This window comes from Bacillus cereus group sp. BfR-BA-01382 (genome assembly GCF_022663475.1).
GTDB classification, from domain to species: Bacteria; Bacillota; Bacilli; order Bacillales; family Bacillaceae_G; genus Bacillus_A; species Bacillus_A thuringiensis_S.
Genome location: NZ_JAKUFQ010000001.1, coordinates 1 through 18,973, shown reverse-complemented (window position 1 = coordinate 18,973; position 18,973 = coordinate 1). Strand labels below are relative to the sequence as shown.

The window sequence follows — 18,973 nt, the reverse complement described above, 5'->3', positions numbered from 1 at the left end:
TGTCTTAGAAGAATGTAACTACAATCATTGATACAAATAAGATTGTTAAATAATTTAGGGAATAAACAAACATTTGCACGGACCATTTTATGTCATCTTTCTTACGGAAGCCATAAAATCCTAAAGCGATCCATCCGATGTTAAGCAGTGTTGCAATTACCATAAATGTTATCCCTAGTCCACTCATATAAAATGGTAGTGGTAATAAACATACTGTCCAAATCATAATTTGGCGTTTCGTAATTTCAAATCCATGAACTACAGGAAGCATTGGAATTCCTGCATTTCGATATTCATCAACACGTTTCATCGCTAATGCAAGGAAATGTGGGATTTGCCAAATAAACATAATTAAAAATAACATCCAAGCAATTGGATGACCTAAAGATGGATCGATTGCTGCCCATCCAATTAAAGGTGGAACTGCTCCAGATATACTACCTACAACAGTATTTAGTGTATACTTTCTCTTTGTCCATAAAGTATATAGGACAACATATGTGAAAGCACCAATAAATCCCATTAAAACTGCCATTGGTGTCGTTAATAATAAGAATACAAATCCAAGAAGTAATATAACTAGTCCAAATGTAAGTGCAAATCCTGGTTTATACTTTCCAGTAACCGTTGGACGAGTCTTTGTTCTCTCCATTAACGGATCGATGTCTCTATCGATGTAGTTATTTAAACAACATACCCCCGCCATAATTAATCCAGAACCAACGATTGTAAAAAATAGCTTATCCAGATTGTCCATCACACTTAATCCATTAAAGTGTAACGCCAACCAAAATCCTGTAAATACAGTAAGTGTATTTGAGTTTACAATCCCCATTTTAACGAGTGCTGATAAATCTTGTAACCGAGTTGTTTCCGGTACACTTGTAACAGCGGACTCATCATGCAGCTCACTTGTTGCATGGTTCATCACTCTAACCCCCTCTTAAAACTTTCATCTTTCTTTTTGCGCCTATTTCAAATGAAATAATTCGCTTCTATATAGCAATATTATTACAGTAGAAACATTGTTAACCCATTCTACTACTAATCTACGCCCATACTCCAATATATTAAATCATATTTCCCGAACATTTTGTGAAGAAAACATGAACTTTTTGTGTCGAATATAAAAAACTTCATTCTGACTTGTCCTTATCATAACATGATGTTACATTCTATAATAAACTATTTTCTCCTATTTAACACGTATTCTCCCCATTTCTTTTCAAAATAGCCTATTTTTCACCTAAATTTTTCCTTACGAACCCTGTTTTCACACCTATTTTCTCTCCCTTGTCTTCCCCCTCCATTTCTTTGCTATTTTATTATTTTTTATATATCATAGGAACTAGCGCGTTTTATTCTATACATAATGGAATGAAAATATTTCGCAATAACTTCATAGCAGAAAGATGGTGAAAGAGATTGCAACGCTTTATTAAATGGTTAGCAGTCATTACAAGCCTTGATTTATTAATAGTTTTATTAGGAGGCGCTTTAGTTACAAAAACAGGTTCTGGTCAAGGTTGTGGTAAATCATGGCCACTTTGTAACGGTGAATTTGTTCCATCTAATTTATCAATGGAAACTATTATTGAACTTAGCCACCGATTAACATCAGGATCAGCTGGAATTCTTGTCACTCTCCTTTGTATTTTGTCCTGGAAATATTATAAACATGTGCGTGAAACAAAAACGTTAGCAATTTTATCCTTCGTATTTTTAGTTGCACAAGCATTAATGGGAGCAGCAGCAGTTGTTTGGGGACAAATGCCAGCTGTACTTGCTATCCATTTCGGTATTTCCTTAATTTCATTTGCTTCTGTCATTTTATTAACGTGTCTTATCTTTGAAATTGACCAAAAATTTGATGCACGTTCACTTATTATGGACAAAAAAATGAAATTTCATATTTATGGTGTAACAATTTACAGTTATATCGTCGTCTACACAGGTGCTTTAGTACGTCACGAACGAGCTAGCTTAGCTTGTCCAGATTTTCCTTTATGTAGCAAAAACAGACCTATGCCAACTCAACTACATGAATGGGTTCAAATGGGCCATAGAGTTGCAGCGATGTTAATTTTCGCTTGGATACTATACGCGATGATTCTCGCTATTCGCCATTACAAGCAGCAACCTGTAGTATATTGGGGATGGATCATTTCATTTATCCTTGTTACACTTCAAGCTGTAGTAGGAGTTTTAGTTGTATTTACAAACGCTAGTTTAGCGATGGCATTGTTACATTCTCTATTCATTTCTTGCTTGTTTGCCGTACTATGCTATTTAGTTATGTTAGGAACAAGAAGTAAAGTGAATGCAAAAGAAGCCGGATCAACTTCTAAACAAACAAAATAATTTAAAACTAAAATCCCTTGCCAATTAGGCAAGGGATTTTTTGCAATAAAGAAAAGAGCTGTATTTACACAGCTCTTTTCTTTATTTTAGTGATCTAATTCAATAAGTAAATCACCCGTTTGAATTGCATCACCATCGTTAACATATACTTTTTTCACTTTACCATTAAACGGCGCTTGAACTGTCGTTTCCATTTTCATTGCCTCTGTAATTGCCATAGAATCGCCTTTTTTCACTTCATCGCCTTCTTTTACAACTACTTTAATTACCGTTCCTGGCATTGTTGCACTAATGTGATTTGGATTTTCACGGTTTCCTTTCACACGTTGTGCAACTGTTGCTTTCACATTCTCGTCTTTCACGACAATTTCACGTGGTTGACCATTAAATTCCAAGTAAAGGACACGATTTCCATCCGGCTGTGGTTCTCCAATTGATACAAGTTTAACCATCAATGTCTTACCTTGTTCAATCTCCACATCAATTTCTTCACCTAGTCTCATACCATAGAAGAACGTCGGTGTATCAAGTACAGATACATTTCCATAAAGCTCAGCAACTTTTTCATAGTCCATAAATACTTTTGGATATAATGCATATGCAACTACATCAAAAATTGTTACTTCGCGTCCAAGTTTATGGAATAATTCTTCTTTTAACGCGTCGAAATCTACTGGCTCTAGTAGTTCACCTGGTCTTACTGTTAACGGCTCTTTCCCTTTTAAAATAATCTTTTGCAATTCTTTCGGGAAACCACCGTACGGTTGACCTAAATCACCAGAGAACATTTCAACAACAGATCCCGGGAAGTCCAACGCATGTCCACGCTCTAAAACATCTTGTTCTGTCAGGTGGTTTTGAACCATAAATAATGCCATATCGCCAACAACTTTTGATGACGGTGTTACTTTTACAATATCTCCAAACATGTCATTCACACGACGGTACATTACTTTCACTTCATCAAAGCGATCTCCTAAACCAACCGCCTTCGCTTGTTGTTGAAGATTACTATACTGTCCACCTGGCATTTCATGCATATATACCTCTGTGTGAGGTGCATTCATACCACTTTCAAACGGTGCATAGTATTTGCGTACATCTTCCCAATAATGAGATAGCTTTTCTAAAGAATCGATATTAACATCTGGTTGTCTTTCATTTCCACCTAGTGCATAGAATAATGTGTTCGCACTCGGTTGTGACGTTTGACCAGCCATAGAACTCACCGCTACATCGACAATATCAACACCTGCTTCAATTGCCTTCGTATACGTTAATATACCATTTCCACTCGTATCGTGCGTATGCAGGTGAATCGGAATTGATACCGTCTCTTTTAATGCTGAAACTAAATCATATGCTGCGTTTGGTTTTAGTAAGCCAGCCATATCTTTAATACCTAAAATGTGAGCTCCCGATGCTTCCAACTCTTTTGCTAAGTTTTTATAATAATTCAAATCATATTTACTACGTAATGGATCATGAATATCTCCTGTGTAGCACATTGTTGCTTCTGCAATTTTACCAGTATCTCGTACAGCATCAATTGCAACTCTCATGCCTTCTACCCAGTTTAAACTATCAAAAATACGGAATACATCAATGCCAGCTTGAGCAGAACATTCTACAAATTTTTGGATTAAATTATCTGGATAGTTTTTGTATCCAACTGCGTTTGAAGAACGAAGTAACATTTGGAATAACACGTTCGGCATTTTTTCACGAAGATCTAGTAATCGTTCCCATGGATCTTCTTTTAAGAAACGATACGCAACATCAAACGTTGCACCGCCCCACATTTCCGCTGAGAATAGGTTCGGTAACATTCTCGCTGTTGGCTCTGCAATTTGATGTAAATCTTTTGTACGAATACGAGTTGCAAGTAATGACTGATGTGCATCACGGAATGTTGTATCCGTCAAAAGTACACGTTTTTGATCCTGTACCCACTTTACTAATCCGTCCGCTCCACGCTCATCCAAAATTTGTTTCGTGCCATTTTGGATTGGCTCTGAGTGTAATACATTCGGTATACGAGCATCTGGAAAAATTGGTTTCTCTTTTTTCCCTACTCCTGGGAAGCCATTTACTGTTACTGAACCAATATAATTTAACATTTTCGTTCCGCGGTCTTTACGTTTCGGGAACAAGAATAGTTCAGGTGACACATCAATAAACGAAGTATCATATTCTCCTGATAAAAAGTTTTTATGTTTTACTACATTCTCTAGGAATGGAATATTTGTTTTAATACCACGAATACGGAATTCTTTTAAGTTACGTTCCATTTTTGCAGCTGCTTGCTCAAAAGTAAGTGCCCAAGTTGTAACTTTTACAAGTAAAGAATCGTAGTACGGTGTAATAACTGCACCTTGGAAGCTATTTCCTGTATCAAGACGCACACCAAAACCACCGCCTGATCGATACGCCATAATTTTTCCTGTATCCGGCATAAAATTATTTAGCGGATCTTCAGTTGTTACACGAGATTGAATTGCAAATCCATGCACAACTACTTCCTCTTGCTTCGGCACACCTACCATTTTGCTATGTAATGAATGTCCATCAGCTATTAAAATTTGTGATTGAACGATATCTACTCCTGTAATCATTTCTGTAATCGTATGTTCTACTTGAACACGTGGATTTACTTCAATGAAGTAAAACTCATCATCTTTTACAAGGAATTCTACTGTTCCTGCATTTAAATAGTTTACATTTTTCGTTAACTTCACAGCAGCATCACAAATACGCTGACGCAAATCATCTGAAAGTGATACACTCGGTGCTATTTCTACAACTTTTTGATGACGACGTTGTACAGAACAGTCACGCTCGTATAAATGAACAACATTGCCTTCTTCATCTGCTAAAATTTGTACTTCTATATGTTTAGGTTTTTCAACGAATTTTTCGACGTAAACTTCATCATTACCAAAGGCTGCTTTCGCTTCTGATTTCGCTCGATTATATGATTCTCCTAATTCCTCACTAGTACGCACAATACGCATACCACGACCGCCACCACCAAGGGACGCTTTAATAATAATCGGGTAATCATACTTTTCAGCAAATTTTTCGACTTCTTCTAATGAATCTACTGGACCATCACTACCAGGTATAACTGGAATTTGTGCTAGCTGCGCTTGTGTTCTTGCTTTCACTTTATCTCCAAACATATCTAAATGCTTACTTTTCGGACCGATAAAGATAATTCCTTCTTCTTCGCAACGTTTCGCGAATTGAATATTTTCTGACAAGAAACCATATCCAGGGTGGATTGCATCTACATGATTACTTTTTGCAATCTCAATAATGCCTTCAATATCTAGATAAGCATCAATTGGTTTTTTTCCTTCCCCAACTAAATAGGACTCATCGGCTTTATAGCGATGATAAGAACCACTATCCTCTTTAGAATAGATTGCAACTGTTTTTAATCCTAGTTCCGAACAAGCTCGAAACACACGAATTGCAATCTCTCCACGGTTAGCTACCAATACTTTTTGAATACGTTGCAGCTTTGTCATGATTTTCCCCCTCTACTTTCCTACCACTCTAGAGATAAAATATATACACACCTTAAAAAGCGTGAAGTTCTTCACTTTCCACATTATATTATACTTAGAAAGCTTCACTTTATTTTTATCCATCATACCTTATTTTTTAACAAATGATAAGTTTTCTGCGCAATTTGTTTCACAAAAATAGTATAGCATACCTCTTCCTTTTCTAACAACTTAATTGTATATCACATTCAACTTAATGTGATATATCTTTTAACTGAAATATATATTAATACATCACATTTAAAACTACTTAAAAATAAAAAACACATTATGCTCTAAAGCACAATGTGTTTTTTATTTTACAACTACAAGATGTGGTCCATTTTGTTCTTTTTCTTTCATTAATCCATTCTGTTGTTTCTCTTGTCGTTTCACGTGACTAGCAATATTGAGTAGTATCCCCATCGCAAGTAGATTAGCTAATAAAGAACTACCACCGTAACTGACAAACGGTAATGGTACTCCGGTAAGTGGTATTACCCCAGACATACCACCAACATTAATAAACGTTTGAACTCCAAACAAGCTTGCAATTCCGATAGCTATTAAACTTCCAAATGGATCTGTACACTTTTGTGCAACTCTAAATGACCGAATAATAATTAGTAATAAACAGATTAAAATGATAGCTACACCTATAAAACCAAGTTCTTCAGATATAATTGCCATTATAAAATCCGTTTGCGGTTCTGGTAAATAACCATATTTTTGTACACTATTCCCTAATCCTCTACCATTAAGCCCTCCAGAAGCGATTCCAATAAATGAATTCACTAATTGAAATCCATCCTTTTGAGGATCATTAAACGGATCAAGGAAAACAGAAAAACGTGCCTTTTGATATGGATTTAATGCATAATTACCAAGCAGATATAGTGCTGGAATCCATACTATAGAAGTTAAAGCAATTCGTTTAATCCATAAGTTAACCTGTACTCCCGAACAAAGAAACATAATTCCTACTGTTCCTGCAATTAACAAATCAGTACCTAAATCATTTTGCTTTAATATTAAAAACATGATTATACCAACACCAATAAGTACTGGACCTGACCCTTTGGAAACAGGTGTATTCGTTTCTTGTCTTTTGGCAAAGAAATGAGCTAAGACGAGAATAACTGTTATCTTAACAAATTCTGCAGGCTGTATTCCAAATATCCACCCGTTTGCACCGTTTACTTTCTTAGTGAAAAAAGCAGCTGCAGCTAATAAGGCAACACTAGCACCGTAACTCCCCAACAAAAAAATTCGTTTTCTCCAAACTTTATATGGGATAGTAGCAATAATTATTAATACTATTGTCCCAACAACTAAAGTAATTAATTGTCTTTTAAAAAAGAAATTTGCTGGTTTATCAAATCTCGAAATCGCAACAATGGAACTAGAACTATATACCATTATAACTCCCAGCACACATAAGATAACAAGAGGAAGTACCAATGAATAATCCATTGATTTCCATACTTTTTTCATTTCATTTCCTCTTTCTGTTTCAATTTAATTATTGTTGTATTCCATATGTACATTGATTCTTCCTGCTTTATTATACAAATAAAAAGCTCAAACTAATTTAGTTTGAGCCCCCTTATTTGAACCCGTTATTGTTGTTTGTTTGTAAACGCTTCATGAAGTGCAGATAACTCACGTTCGAGCTCACCTAACATTGCTTTCCCTTGTTCTTCTGCAATAAGACCAAGGCGAACTGCAAAATCGACCTCGCGGGATAGTCCAAACATTTGTGTGTCTAACACTTCTTCATATAATGGACATTGCGGCATTGTAAGATGGTCCATTTGCACCTTAATAAGTCTTAAAATCTTCTCTGCATCCGCTTGTAGAAGGGCTAGTGCCTTTTCCTGATGATTTGCTACTGTCTCAGACGCCAAATTGATTCCCTCCGTTTCCGTCCTACTCTCCTCTATCCTATCTATTAATATTAGCGATAGTTTTCATAAATTGCAATAGAAACATTTTTTGTGACAACAGTGTCTAATACTATTATACTGAAAAGTGGGAGTATAACACAAATGGGGGAAGAACAATGAGCGAAATTTTATTTATTAACGGAAAAGTACGTTTTCCAATCACTATTGATCCAACTGTTTGGATCTTTGATGATCGAAAAGTAGATTTGACAACTTACTTTGATGAAACTAGAGAAAACACGTCTGAACTAGAAACTTATTTAAAAAACACTTCAGAACATTGGGATCGCGAAATCCGTGATGGTGCCGCTTTTCCTCCAATACAACAAAGTGTGAAGAAATATAAAAAAGAACAGCTGATTACTGGAACATTTGGTATACCATTTCATCCATTCCTTGCTAACGCTGAAATTTTAGAGGGCACTACGCAAGTTGAAATTGAAACGGTAGATCATACAATGACACTTCCATTAGAAACTGTCAAAAATGCTATACTAGGCTTTTCAAAAGAAGGAAAACCATTAAAAGAAGACGGACCTGTTCATCTCTATTTCAATGATGGATCTAATCGACAAAATCCAATCCGGAACATCCGTAAATTTACAATTATTTAAAGAAAAGGAGTGAGCTTAAGCTCACTCCTTTTTACAATAAATCTGCTGCTAGTTGAGCTAAATTAGATCGCTCCCCTTTAACAAACTTCACATGACCACTAATGCGCTGTTCTTTAAACTTCTCTACAACATACGTTAAGCCATTATTATATTCATCTAAGTATGGGTGATCAATTTGCTGAGGATCTCCCATCAATACAATCTTACTCTTTTCCCCTACCCTAGTTAGTATCGTTTTCACTTCATGCTTTGTTAAATTTTGTGCTTCGTCAATGATAATGAACTGATCTGGAATACTTCTCCCGCGTATATAAGTAAGGGCTTCTACTTCAATTGAACCCATTCCAGCTAAAATAGCATCTAACTCTCCTGGCTTTTTCGTATTAAATAAATACTCTAGGTTATCAAAAATTGGCTGCATCCATGGTCTTAACTTTTCTTCTTTTTCTCCTGGTAAATAACCGATATCTTTTCCGACTGGGACAATTGGTCTTGCAACGAGTAATTTTTTATATAACCCTAAGTCTTCTGTTTGCATAAGTCCCGAAGCTAATGCAAGTAACGTTTTTCCTGTGCCGGCTTTCCCTGTTAACGTTACAAGCGGAATATCTTCACGAAGCAACAATTCTAATCCCATGATTTGCTGCACGTTTCGTGGTCGTATCCCCCACACTTGTTCATTGTGAAAAATAAGTTTCTTTACCTTCTTACCTAAGTGATCCACGATGCCAAGCGCAGAACTAGAGCCCCCCAATGCATCTTTCATTACTACAAATTGATTTGGATAAAAAGGATGATTCGCAATTTCAGATAGAGGCAATTCACCTTTCTCATAAAAATAATCCAATTGTTCTTTTGATATATATCCTTCTAAAAAGCCAGAATATATATTTTCTACTTCAATTACGCGATCACTTAAATAATCTTCAGCCTTCAAACCAATTGCATCAGCTTTTACCCTTACGAGTACATCTTTACTTACTAAAATAACAGACTTCCCGTCCTCTTTTTCCTGTTCTTCTAAAGATAGATTTTTTGCTACAGCTAAAATTCGATTATCATTTGTTTTTTCTACAAAAATATCTTGTAGTTGCACAAATGAACGATGGTTCAATTCAATACGAAATGTTCCGCCGTTTTCTAGCGGGATACTTTCATGCAACTTTCCTATTTCACGAAATTTATCTATTAACTTAGATACATAACGAGCGTTTCGTCCTACTTCATCCATATAACGTTTTTTCGAATCAACCTCTTCTAATACAACTGCTGGAATCACTACTTCATTGGTTTCAAATGAAAAAATAGATAAAGGATCCTGCAAAAGTACATTCGTATCTAACACATAAATTTTATCCAACCTGTTACCCCCTGACTCCACTTTTAAATTTGTAGAACAAGGGTTTCATCCATAAAATATGGACGAACCATTGTTATAATTATATGTACCGTGTAAACGAGGTAGAATCGAAAATCATAGTCATTAAACCTTTTATTTATTCTTTATTCATTTCTATTCAATATATTACCTTTTATTATAATTATTAACGTTAAATCACAATAACCGATTACAAAAGTGAATAAACGAATTTCTTATTTAGCATCTTTATAATTCTCTTATCCCTACTAGCACTTCGTTATCCAGCTTTTTCGCTGCCCGAAGATCATATGTTTTTTCATATGTTGGTTCAATTGCAAGTTTCGCTCCATAAAACATAACATCACGCACTTCTTGCACATTTACTTCTATTACAGTTAATTTTAAAGAAATACCTTCCATTCTATCTGTCAAAATTTCACCTGCACCACTTATGGAAAATACGGATTCATTCGCCATTATAGTCAATACCACACCTGTATTATGCCGTATATTTTCCACAATACGTGAACGTTGATCTACTGCAAATCGAATACTAGTTTTACTCACTGCATACACCCAAGAAATAGCACTTACGTTAGGAACTTGTTTTTCGAAATCTGTCGTTGCTATCATAACAATACACTCTTTACGCAACGTTTGTACTAAACCCTCTGTTAAGGTAGGCTCTACTACATTCGCCATATTTTCACCTCCAAACATACTTGGTATATCCTTATCATAACTTATTTTTTGAATTGCGAAAATATTATTTTTTCCCACTATTATTCAAAAACATTATACTTCCATGATATACTTATACTGATAGAATTCGTATTGAGGTGACGAAATGAGAGTCAAATGTATGATTTGTGATAAAAAAGATATGTTAGATGATGAAAATCCTATGGCAAAAAAACTGCGTAATCGCCCTATTCATACATATATGTGCATGGAATGTTCGGAACGAATTGCAGAGCGTACAATGGAACGTCATGCAAGTGGTAATTTCCGATTATATCGTGATAAAAAAATCGAAGATGATTGGTAAAATGTAAATAAGTCCTTACTCATATAGATAAGGACTTATTTATATTTTTCTGGTTCACGATTCATCTGATCCAAAAAACAATCAATGGCTTCTAACGGAAACCTTGCAGATTTCCGTTCTCCATTTATTTCGTATGTAATTAAATACATCTCCTCGTTCTTTTCGACTTCCACATTTTTTAATTTATGTTCTTCATATATCATATTTTGAAATAACAAATACGTTTCTTTTGCAGCACTATCATCTGGACGTGCTTCAGCAACTGTTTTAATTGTTAACCAATTATATAGTGCATCTTGTACTGAACGCATAAAAACTCCCCCTTCCTCATCCTGCTTTTTGTTGTTTCGCTTGACGCAAACGTAATCTATAAATCCCAAGTACAATTGCTGCTACAACAAGTCCTTCTCCAACGGGTAAAAATACAGCAAAAAAGGTTAATACTGTACATCCAATTGCTAATGATATGTATATCACAATATTTTTAAGTACAGACAACTTTCTAGCAAACCCTAAATTATAGACGAGAGCACTTAATATAATAATCGTCCCATAAAGTAACCACATTCCTAACTCTGGATTTTCATCTACCTTACACAATTTTGCAAAAAAAGACATCCTTTCTAACACACTCTTCCCCCCTAGCAGTAAAATACAATTTTCTTTATACACTTAATACAAGAGTAACTCGCAAAAAAAATACTGTCCACAAAAAAGAGTAAATATTCTAAAAAATAAACAAAATAAAAAACAACGACCTTTTATAAAGGTCGTTGTTTTTTTGTTTTTACGCTTCAACCGATTTCTTTTTCTTAGCAGCTCTTTCGCGCTCACTCTTATCAAGAATCTTTTTACGCAGACGAATTGATTCTGGAGTTACTTCACAGAACTCATCATCGTTTAAGTACTCTAATGATTCTTCTAAAGTCATTAGGCGTGGTTTCTTCATTGTTGAAGTTTGATCTTTCGTCGCAGAACGAATGTTAGTTTGTTGTTTCATTTTCACAACGTTAACTGTTAAGTCGTTCTCACGAGTGTGTTCTCCAACAATCATACCAGCATATACTTCTGTACCTGGTTCAACGAAGATTACACCACGGTCTTCAACTTGCATAATACCGTATTGTGATGCTTTTCCTGTTTCAAGTGAAACTAGAACACCTTGGCGACGTCCACCAACTTGTCCAGCGTGTACTGGTTGGTAGCAATCGAATGTATGGTTTAAAATACCGTAACCACGAGTTAATGTTAAGAATTCTGTTGTGTAACCAATTAAACCACGTGCTGGAACCATGAAAGTAAGGCGCACTTGACCGTTTCCGTTATTCACCATATCTAACATTTCACCTTTACGTGCACCCATAGATTCCATAATAGAACCAGTGTATTCTTCAGGTACATCGATTTGTACGCGCTCTACAGGTTCACATCTTACGCCATCAACTTCTTTAATGATTACCTCTGGCTTAGATACTTGTAATTCATAACCTTCACGACGCATGTTTTCGATTAAGATAGATAAATGTAGTTCCCCACGTCCAGATACGATCCACGCATCAGGAGACTCTGTATTATCTACACGTAAACTTACATCTGTTTCTAATTGTGAACGAAGACGCTCTTCAATTTTACGAGATGTAATGTATTTACCTTCACGACCTGCAAATGGGCTGTTATTTACAAGGAACGTCATTTGTAGTGTTGGCTCATCAATACGTAGTAATGGTAACGCATCTTCATGCTCAACCGGACATACCGTTTCACCAACGTTAATGTCTTCCATACCAGAAACGGCTACTAAGTCCCCAGCTTTTGCTTCTTCGATTTCTTGACGTTTTAATCCAATGTAACCGAATAATTTCGTTACGCGGAATTGTTTTACACTTCCGTCAACTTTCATTAAAGCAACTTGTTGTCCAACCTTCATTGTACCGCGGAATACGCGTCCAACTCCAATACGTCCAACATAGTCGTTGTAATCAAGAAGTGCTACTTGGAATTGAAGTGGCTCTTCACTGTTATCAATCGGTGCTGGAATATGTTCGATAATTGTATCAAATAATGATTTCATATTCTCTTCTTGATTTGCTGGGTTTGAATCTAAGCTTGCTGTTCCGTTCATTGCTGATGCAAATACAACTGGGAACTCTAATTGATCTTCGTTTGCACCAAGCTCAATGAATAAGTCGATTACTTCATCAACTACTTCATCAGGACGAGCGAAGTCACGGTCAATTTTGTTTACAACTACGATTGGAGTTAAGTTTTGCTCAAGAGCTTTCTTTAAAACAAATCGTGTTTGTGGCATACAACCTTCATATGCATCAACAACAAGTAAAACACCATCAACCATTTTCATGATACGTTCTACTTCTCCACCGAAGTCAGCGTGACCTGGTGTATCTAAAATGTTAATTCTTTTATCTTCATAGTGAATCGCTGTATTTTTCGCTAAAATTGTAATACCGCGTTCTCTTTCTAGATCATTTGAATCCATTGCGCGTTCTTCAACGTGTTCGTTCGCACGGAAAGTCCCCGCTTGACGTAATAACTGGTCAACAAGTGTTGTTTTACCATGGTCAACGTGGGCAATAATTGCTATATTACGTAAATCTTGTCGTTTTTTCAACATGTCCAACTCCTAATGTCTTTTTAATCCTTCTCTATTATAAGAGCGAAGGGGATACAATAGCAATTAAAATAAAAGCAAGAATGAAAATATAGTTGTATTCTTACTTTTGTGAAAGTAAAATGAGATTGGAGGGTGAAGAAATGGAACACATTCAATATCGCTTTTTATTAACCGCAATTATCGGTGTTATTTTCTTAATCGGTATCGGCATTATGATTGCTGAAAATAGTCCAATCGGTATTATTATTTGCATTATCGGCACATTTGTTGCAGTTGGGTACGGTTTTGTAACAAAAAGAAAAATGCGCAAATCACAATAACGCTAAAAAGTAAGAAGCTTATACACAGCCTCTTACTTTTTTTGTTGCTCTAATATAAACGATAACACTTCTTCATACACTCCTGGTTTTGCAACTAACACACTGCTCTTCTCTATGATAGAAAGTGGCGCTCCAGAGAATGTCGTCACCTTACCTCCAACTTCTTCTACAATTATCTGTCCTCCGCCAAAATCCCATGGTGATAATCTCGGCGTTACATATGCATCTATTCTTCCTGTTGCAACGTATATCATCTCTAGTGCTGCACAGCCATATGATCTCGTGCCCCTTGCTTTCTTAACAAGTGCCATCATACTTTCCATATTAAGCAATGGATTATCTGTAAGCCATATCGCATTTAAAGCTACAATACCTTGCTCTACAGTTCCTTTTTCCAATGGAGGAATTGATATATCATTACAAAAAGCTCCGGATCCCTTGACTGCATGATATAGTTCATCGTGCACTGGATCATAAATAAGTCCAATCTTTCCGATACCGTTCTCATAAATACCAATTGAAATCGCAAAATTTCTTTTTTGATGAACAAAGTTCATCGTACCGTCAATTGGATCAATTAACCAAACAACCCCGCCAGAAGACGTTATCTCGTCTCCATAACCCTCTTCTCCTAAAATATTATGATTCGGGAATGTTTCTTTAATTTTCCCAATTAAAAACCGTTCTATCTCTCGGTCCATATTTGTAACTAAGTCAGCTGCATTTGATTTTGTTTCTATAATAAGTGCTTTTTTCATTGATGCCATCAAATGCTCTCCTGCATCCCGAATCCACCGTTTGGCGTGTGCATCGATGTCTTTCCATACTTCTTGCATGTTTAAACACTCCGATCTATACTGTTCACAGAAAAAACGAACCCTTTATAAGGTTCGCACCAACTAATTTTTTATACATATACTATTATTACGCTTCTAAACGAATCATTTCAAGTCTTAACACTTCTAACTTTTGTACACACTCTTCTTTTTTCTGTTTATCATCTTCCATCATCGCATCATATAAAGTTGCTAATTCATAATCTAGCTCCAAACGTAGCACCGGTATTCTCTTTTCGGCATCTGTTCTCTTTAACGCATTAATCACCTGTCTCATATTATTTGCCTCCTCCCAATATTCGTCTGCCCTCGGACTAGAATTAATTCAATTTTCTGATTTTTTGTTTTATACTATACTATGTTGGATAAATCATCTATGCAACAAAATTATATTTTTTATTTTAATTTTTTTGTGCTGTTTTTTTTATGAATAGTACAAGCTATGCTAAAATAAAAGCAAAATAGGAGTTGGAGGAACAATCATGACAATACAAACATTCAAGTCAACTGATTTTGATGTCTTTACAGTTGATGGTCTCGAAGAACGAATGAGTGCAATTAAAACGAACATTCATCCTAAGCTAGAAGCTTTAGGGGAACAATTTGCAGAATACTTATCCAAACACACTGATGAGAACTTTTTTTATCATGTTGCAAAACACGCACGACGGAAAGTCAATCCACCAAACGATACTTGGGTTGCTTTTTCAACAAATAAACGAGGATATAAAATGCTACCGCATTTCCAAATCGGCTTATGGGGTACTCATGCCTTCATATACTTTGGTTTAATCTATGAGTGTCCACAAAAAGTTGAGACGGCTCATGCCTTCTTAGAACATTTAAATGATTTAAAAACAAATATTCCAAATGACTTCGTTTGGTCCATTGACCATACTAAACCAAGTGTGAAATTACATAAAACACTTGAAACCGAAGACTTACAAAAGATGATTGAACGACTAGCTACTGTAAAAAAAGCAGAATTATTAGTTGGTATTCATATATCACCAGAGGAGTTTTCAGCAATGACCAACGAACAATTCCTTGCTAAGATTGAATCTACGATGCAACCACTCCTTCCTTTATATGCACTTTGTAATCGATAGTAGAAAACGGACAATTTATATTGTCCGTTTTTAGTTGTTATCACATTATATCACTTCAGTTTTTATTTTTCAAAATATTTTTATATTTTTACAACCTTTTGTTCTTCAACTTCCTTTGCCCTTTGAATAGCACGATATATAGAGTATCCACTTACTTCTTGAAACTCTTTATCAATTTTCTTTTCTTCTGCTTTCGATGGAACAATCTCTTTAAAACGACGATATAAACCCATTAATTCTTCTCTTATAATTCCTTTTTCATAAGCTTTCTCAATCGCTTCATAAAACTTCACAATTGTAACCATTTCCTCATTTGACCAATCATAATCTAACGGATATTGATATTCCATTTCGCACCTCATTTATCATTTCTTCTTGTTTCATTATGCTATCTTAAAGAGAATATTTTATTATTCATTATAGCCACTCTGCATTATACACTATTTATTCATTTTAATGGAATTGTCTTCCTCTATTCATTAGTTGAGGCTAACTATTAAACATACTCACCTTAAAAACATTTTTTTCTATACATCTATAATTATTGGTGATATAATGCTTTTGTTTTATAGAAAATAAAGTGAAGCTACCATCTCAAAAACGATTTTTTGAATGGCAGAAAAACAAGCCTCATTCTAAAAAAAGACTTACCTTTTTTAGAGCAGGATTATATAAAACAAATTATACTAAATATTATGAAGAAGAAGGGGTGTATAGATTGTCCCAATACGAAACACCATTGTTTACCGCTTTAGTTGAGCACAGTAAGCGAAATCCAATTCAATTCCATATTCCTGGTCATAAAAAAGGACAGGGCATGGATCCTACATTTCGCGAATTTATTGGGCATAATGCATTAGCAATTGACTTAATTAATATTGCGCCACTCGATGATTTACATCATCCAAAAGGTATGATTAAAGAAGCACAGGATTTAGCAGCCGCTGCATTCGGTGCAGATCATACTTTCTTTTCTATTCAAGGTACAAGTGGCGCTATTATGACAATGGTGATGAGCGTTTGCGGTCCTGGTGACAAAATCCTAGTACCACGAAACGTGCATAAATCAGTAATGTCAGCTATTATTTTCTCAGGTGCAAAACCGATTTTCATGCATCCTGAAATCGATCCGAAGCTCGGTATTTCTCATGGAATCACAATTCAATCTGTCAAAAAAGCACTTGAAGAGCACTCAGATGCAAAGGGCTTACTTGTTATTAATCCAACGTACTTTGGGTTTGCTGCAGACTTAGAACAGATTGTACAATTAGCACATTCTTATGACATCCCTGTACTAGTCGACGAGGCTCATGGTGTTCATATTCATTTTCACGATAAATTGCCGATGTCGGCGATGCAAGCTGGTGCAGACATGGCAGCAACAAGTGTCCACAAATTAGGAGGCTCTTTAACTCAAAGTTCTATTCTTAATGTGAAAGAAGGCTTGGTGAATGTAAAGCATGTCCAATCTATTATTAGCATGCTTACGACTACATCAACTTCTTACATCTTGTTAGCATCACTTGATGTTGCCAGAAAACGTCTTGCCACAGAAGGAACAGCACTCATAGAACAAACAATACAATTAGCTGAACATGTTCGTGATGCTATAAATTCTATTGAGCATCTTTACTGTCCTGGAAAAGAAATGTTAGGTACAGATGCTACCTTTAACTATGATCCTACAAAGATAATTGTATCTGTAAAAGATTTAGGTATTACCGGCCACCAAGCTGAAGTATGGCTTAGAGAGAAATATAACATTGAAGTAGAACTCTCAGATTTATACAACATACTATGTCTTATCACTTTGGGAGATACAGAAAGTGATACAAATACACTTATTGCAGCATTACAAGATTTAGCAGCAACATTTAGAAATAGGGCAGATAAAGGTGTTCAAGTACAAGTAGAGATTCCAGAAATTCCAGTGCTAGCACTTTCTCCTCGAGATGCTTTTTATTCGGAAACAGAAGTCATTCCATTTGAAAATGCAGCGGGTCGTATTATAGCTGATTTTGTTATGGTTTATCCGCCAGGGATTCCAATCTTTACTCCGGGGGAAATTATTACACAAGAAAACTTAGAGTATATTCGTAAAAACTTAGAAGCAGGTTTACCTGTACAAGGTCCTGAAGATATGACATTACAAACATTACGTGTTATTAAAGAGTACAAGCCTATCAGTTGATAGGCTTTTTTTTCACCTTTTTTCCTATTCTTCATACGATACTAAAGAATGTAACGTATAGGTGGGGATACTATTATGATTGTAATAGGCCGTTCTATTGTACATCCTTATATTACAAATGAATATGAGCCATTTGCAGCAGAGAAACAACAAATTTTATCAATAATGGCAGGAAATCAAGAAGTTTATTCCTTCCGAACAGCTGATGAACTCAGCTTTGATCTCAATTTACGAGTTAATATTATTATCTCTGCACTAGAACTTTTTCAAAGTGGATTTCAGTTTCGCACATTTCAACAATCCTTTTGCAACCCCCAGTATTGGAAAAGAACATCCCTTGGAGGATTCGAGCTTCTTCCAAACATACCACCTTCTATTGCCATACAAGATATTTTCAAAAACGGAAAACTATATGGAACTGAATGTGCAACCGCTATGATCATTATTTTTTATAAAGCTTTATTATCATTGTATGAGGAAGAAACTTTCAATCGTCTATTTGCAAACCTTTTACTTTATACATGGGACTACGATCAAGATCTAAGGCTCATAACAAAAACCGGTGGCGATCTTGTTCCAGGTGACCTCGTTTACTTTAAAAACCCACAAGTGAATCCAGCTACGATTGAGTGGCAAGGAGAAAACACAATCTATTTAGGAAATTTCTTTTTTTACGGACATGGCGTAGGTGTAAAAACAAAAGAAGAAATTATTTATTCATTAAATGAACGACGAGTCCCTTACGCTTTTATTTCAGCTTTCTTGACCGATACTATTACCCGTATCGATAGCCGTATAATGAGCCAATACGCTTCTTCTAGTACACCACAGACATCCATAAGCTTTATTCCAATTAGAGATGATGCAATCGTTGCAACAGTTGGCCATACAACTACAATTTATTAAAAAAGCGCCTACACATGTAGGCGCTTTTTCTTATTATTAAGCTTTTGTATGTTCTTTATGGTCACATTCGCAATGAGATCCACATTTCCCGTATAGTAC

General features: G+C 35.5%; 19 protein-coding genes and 1 pseudogene. 7 read left to right on the top strand and 13 right to left on the bottom strand.

The window, feature by feature from the left end; translation table 11 throughout:
- Positions 1-4 precede the first annotated feature (4 nt).
- Positions 5-928, bottom strand: coding sequence for a protoheme IX farnesyltransferase (ctaB, locus tag MR160_RS00100; RefSeq protein WP_001015060.1), 924 nt, complete (start codon positions 926-928; stop codon positions 5-7).
- Between the two features lie 497 nt (positions 929-1,425).
- Here ctaB and ctaA point away from each other — a divergent pair, with 497 nt between their 5' ends.
- Positions 1,426-2,361, top strand: coding sequence for a heme A synthase (gene ctaA / locus MR160_RS00095; RefSeq protein WP_001188745.1), 936 nt, complete (start codon positions 1,426-1,428; stop codon positions 2,359-2,361).
- 86 nt (positions 2,362-2,447) lie between these two features.
- On the opposite strand, the gene pyc is transcribed toward ctaA, so the two are convergent.
- The 3 genes from pyc to MR160_RS00080 all read right to left on the bottom strand — a co-directional run bounded on the left by pyc (position 2,448) and on the right by MR160_RS00080 (position 7,819).
- The gene (gene pyc, locus MR160_RS00090; RefSeq protein ID WP_000164058.1) at positions 2,448-5,894 is read right to left on the bottom strand and encodes a pyruvate carboxylase; all 3,447 of its coding nucleotides are present in this window, start codon (positions 5,892-5,894) and stop codon (positions 2,448-2,450) included.
- A 333-nt stretch (positions 5,895-6,227) separates the two neighbouring features.
- Positions 6,228-7,406, bottom strand: coding sequence for an FtsW/RodA/SpoVE family cell cycle protein (locus tag MR160_RS00085; RefSeq protein ID WP_000758416.1), 1,179 nt, complete (start codon positions 7,404-7,406; stop codon positions 6,228-6,230).
- 125 nt (positions 7,407-7,531) lie between these two features.
- Complete coding sequence (locus MR160_RS00080; protein ID WP_000135694.1) at positions 7,532-7,819, bottom strand: Fpa/YlaN family protein; 288 nt, start codon at positions 7,817-7,819, stop codon at positions 7,532-7,534.
- 155 nt (positions 7,820-7,974) lie between these two features.
- Here MR160_RS00080 and MR160_RS00075 point away from each other — a divergent pair, with 155 nt between their 5' ends.
- Positions 7,975-8,472 (top strand): hypothetical protein, encoded by a 498-nt coding sequence (locus tag MR160_RS00075; RefSeq protein ID WP_016077289.1) that lies wholly within the window; start codon positions 7,975-7,977, stop codon positions 8,470-8,472.
- 31 nt (positions 8,473-8,503) lie between these two features.
- Here the strand turns inward: MR160_RS00075 and MR160_RS00070 are convergent, their stop codons facing one another.
- Together MR160_RS00070 and MR160_RS00065 are read right to left on the bottom strand one after the other, a co-directional pair.
- A complete protein-coding gene (locus MR160_RS00070; protein WP_000358083.1) occupies positions 8,504-9,832 on the bottom strand; it encodes a PhoH family protein in 1,329 nt (442 codons plus the stop codon).
- Between the two features lie 246 nt (positions 9,833-10,078).
- Positions 10,079-10,534: a pyridoxamine 5'-phosphate oxidase family protein gene (locus MR160_RS00065; protein ID WP_000024600.1), complete on the bottom strand. Its 456-nt coding sequence runs from the start codon at positions 10,532-10,534 to the stop codon at positions 10,079-10,081.
- Positions 10,535-10,679: 145 nt separating this feature from the next.
- On the opposite strand from MR160_RS00065, the gene MR160_RS00060 reads away from it, so the two are divergent.
- A complete protein-coding gene (locus MR160_RS00060) occupies positions 10,680-10,880 on the top strand; it encodes a YlaI family protein (RefSeq protein WP_002082250.1) in 201 nt (66 codons plus the stop codon).
- Positions 10,881-10,915: 35 nt separating this feature from the next.
- On the opposite strand, the gene MR160_RS00055 is transcribed toward MR160_RS00060, so the two are convergent.
- The 3 genes from MR160_RS00055 to typA all read right to left on the bottom strand — a co-directional run bounded on the left by MR160_RS00055 (position 10,916) and on the right by typA (position 13,512).
- Positions 10,916-11,191 carry a hypothetical protein gene (locus MR160_RS00055; protein ID WP_001258138.1) on the bottom strand — a complete coding sequence of 92 codons (276 nt, stop codon included), beginning with the start codon at positions 11,189-11,191 and terminating at the stop codon, positions 10,916-10,918.
- 16 nt (positions 11,192-11,207) lie between these two features.
- Positions 11,208-11,510 (bottom strand): YlaH-like family protein, encoded by a 303-nt coding sequence (locus MR160_RS00050; RefSeq protein WP_000893662.1) that lies wholly within the window; start codon positions 11,508-11,510, stop codon positions 11,208-11,210.
- A 157-nt stretch (positions 11,511-11,667) separates the two neighbouring features.
- A complete protein-coding gene (gene typA, locus MR160_RS00045; RefSeq protein WP_000914761.1) occupies positions 11,668-13,512 on the bottom strand; it encodes a translational GTPase TypA in 1,845 nt (614 codons plus the stop codon).
- A gap of 140 nt (positions 13,513-13,652) precedes the next feature.
- Between typA and MR160_RS00040 the strand changes: the two genes are divergently transcribed.
- Entirely contained in the window at positions 13,653-13,832 is a 180-nt protein-coding gene (locus MR160_RS00040) for a DUF5325 family protein (RefSeq protein ID WP_000400123.1), read from the top strand.
- Between the two features lie 32 nt (positions 13,833-13,864).
- Here MR160_RS00040 and MR160_RS00035 read toward each other — a convergent pair whose 3' ends face one another.
- Together MR160_RS00035 and MR160_RS00030 are read right to left on the bottom strand one after the other, a co-directional pair.
- On the bottom strand, positions 13,865-14,668 hold the full coding sequence (locus MR160_RS00035) for an inositol monophosphatase family protein (protein WP_001158709.1): 804 nt from the start codon (positions 14,666-14,668) through the stop codon (positions 13,865-13,867).
- Positions 14,669-14,756: 88 nt separating this feature from the next.
- On the bottom strand, positions 14,757-14,945 hold the full coding sequence (locus tag MR160_RS00030; protein WP_001250164.1) for a hypothetical protein: 189 nt from the start codon (positions 14,943-14,945) through the stop codon (positions 14,757-14,759).
- Positions 14,946-15,150: 205 nt separating this feature from the next.
- Between MR160_RS00030 and MR160_RS00025 the strand changes: the two genes are divergently transcribed.
- Positions 15,151-15,777, top strand: a complete 627-nt coding sequence (locus MR160_RS00025; RefSeq protein ID WP_000155316.1) for a YktB family protein — start codon at positions 15,151-15,153, stop codon at positions 15,775-15,777.
- An 80-nt stretch (positions 15,778-15,857) separates the two neighbouring features.
- On the opposite strand, the gene MR160_RS00020 is transcribed toward MR160_RS00025, so the two are convergent.
- Positions 15,858-16,127 carry a UPF0223 family protein gene (locus MR160_RS00020; RefSeq protein WP_000456553.1) on the bottom strand — a complete coding sequence of 90 codons (270 nt, stop codon included), beginning with the start codon at positions 16,125-16,127 and terminating at the stop codon, positions 15,858-15,860.
- Positions 16,128-16,495: 368 nt separating this feature from the next.
- On the opposite strand from MR160_RS00020, the gene speA reads away from it, so the two are divergent.
- Both speA and MR160_RS00010 read left to right on the top strand, forming a co-directional pair.
- On the top strand, positions 16,496-17,968 hold the full coding sequence (gene speA, locus MR160_RS00015; RefSeq protein ID WP_000084903.1) for an arginine decarboxylase: 1,473 nt from the start codon (positions 16,496-16,498) through the stop codon (positions 17,966-17,968).
- Positions 17,969-18,043: 75 nt separating this feature from the next.
- Positions 18,044-18,874: a protein-glutamine gamma-glutamyltransferase gene (locus MR160_RS00010; RefSeq protein WP_000635339.1), complete on the top strand. Its 831-nt coding sequence runs from the start codon at positions 18,044-18,046 to the stop codon at positions 18,872-18,874.
- A 36-nt stretch (positions 18,875-18,910) separates the two neighbouring features.
- Here the strand turns inward: MR160_RS00010 and MR160_RS00005 are convergent.
- Positions 18,911-18,973, bottom strand: a pseudogene (locus MR160_RS00005) (GapA-binding peptide SR1P); the annotation flags it as partial.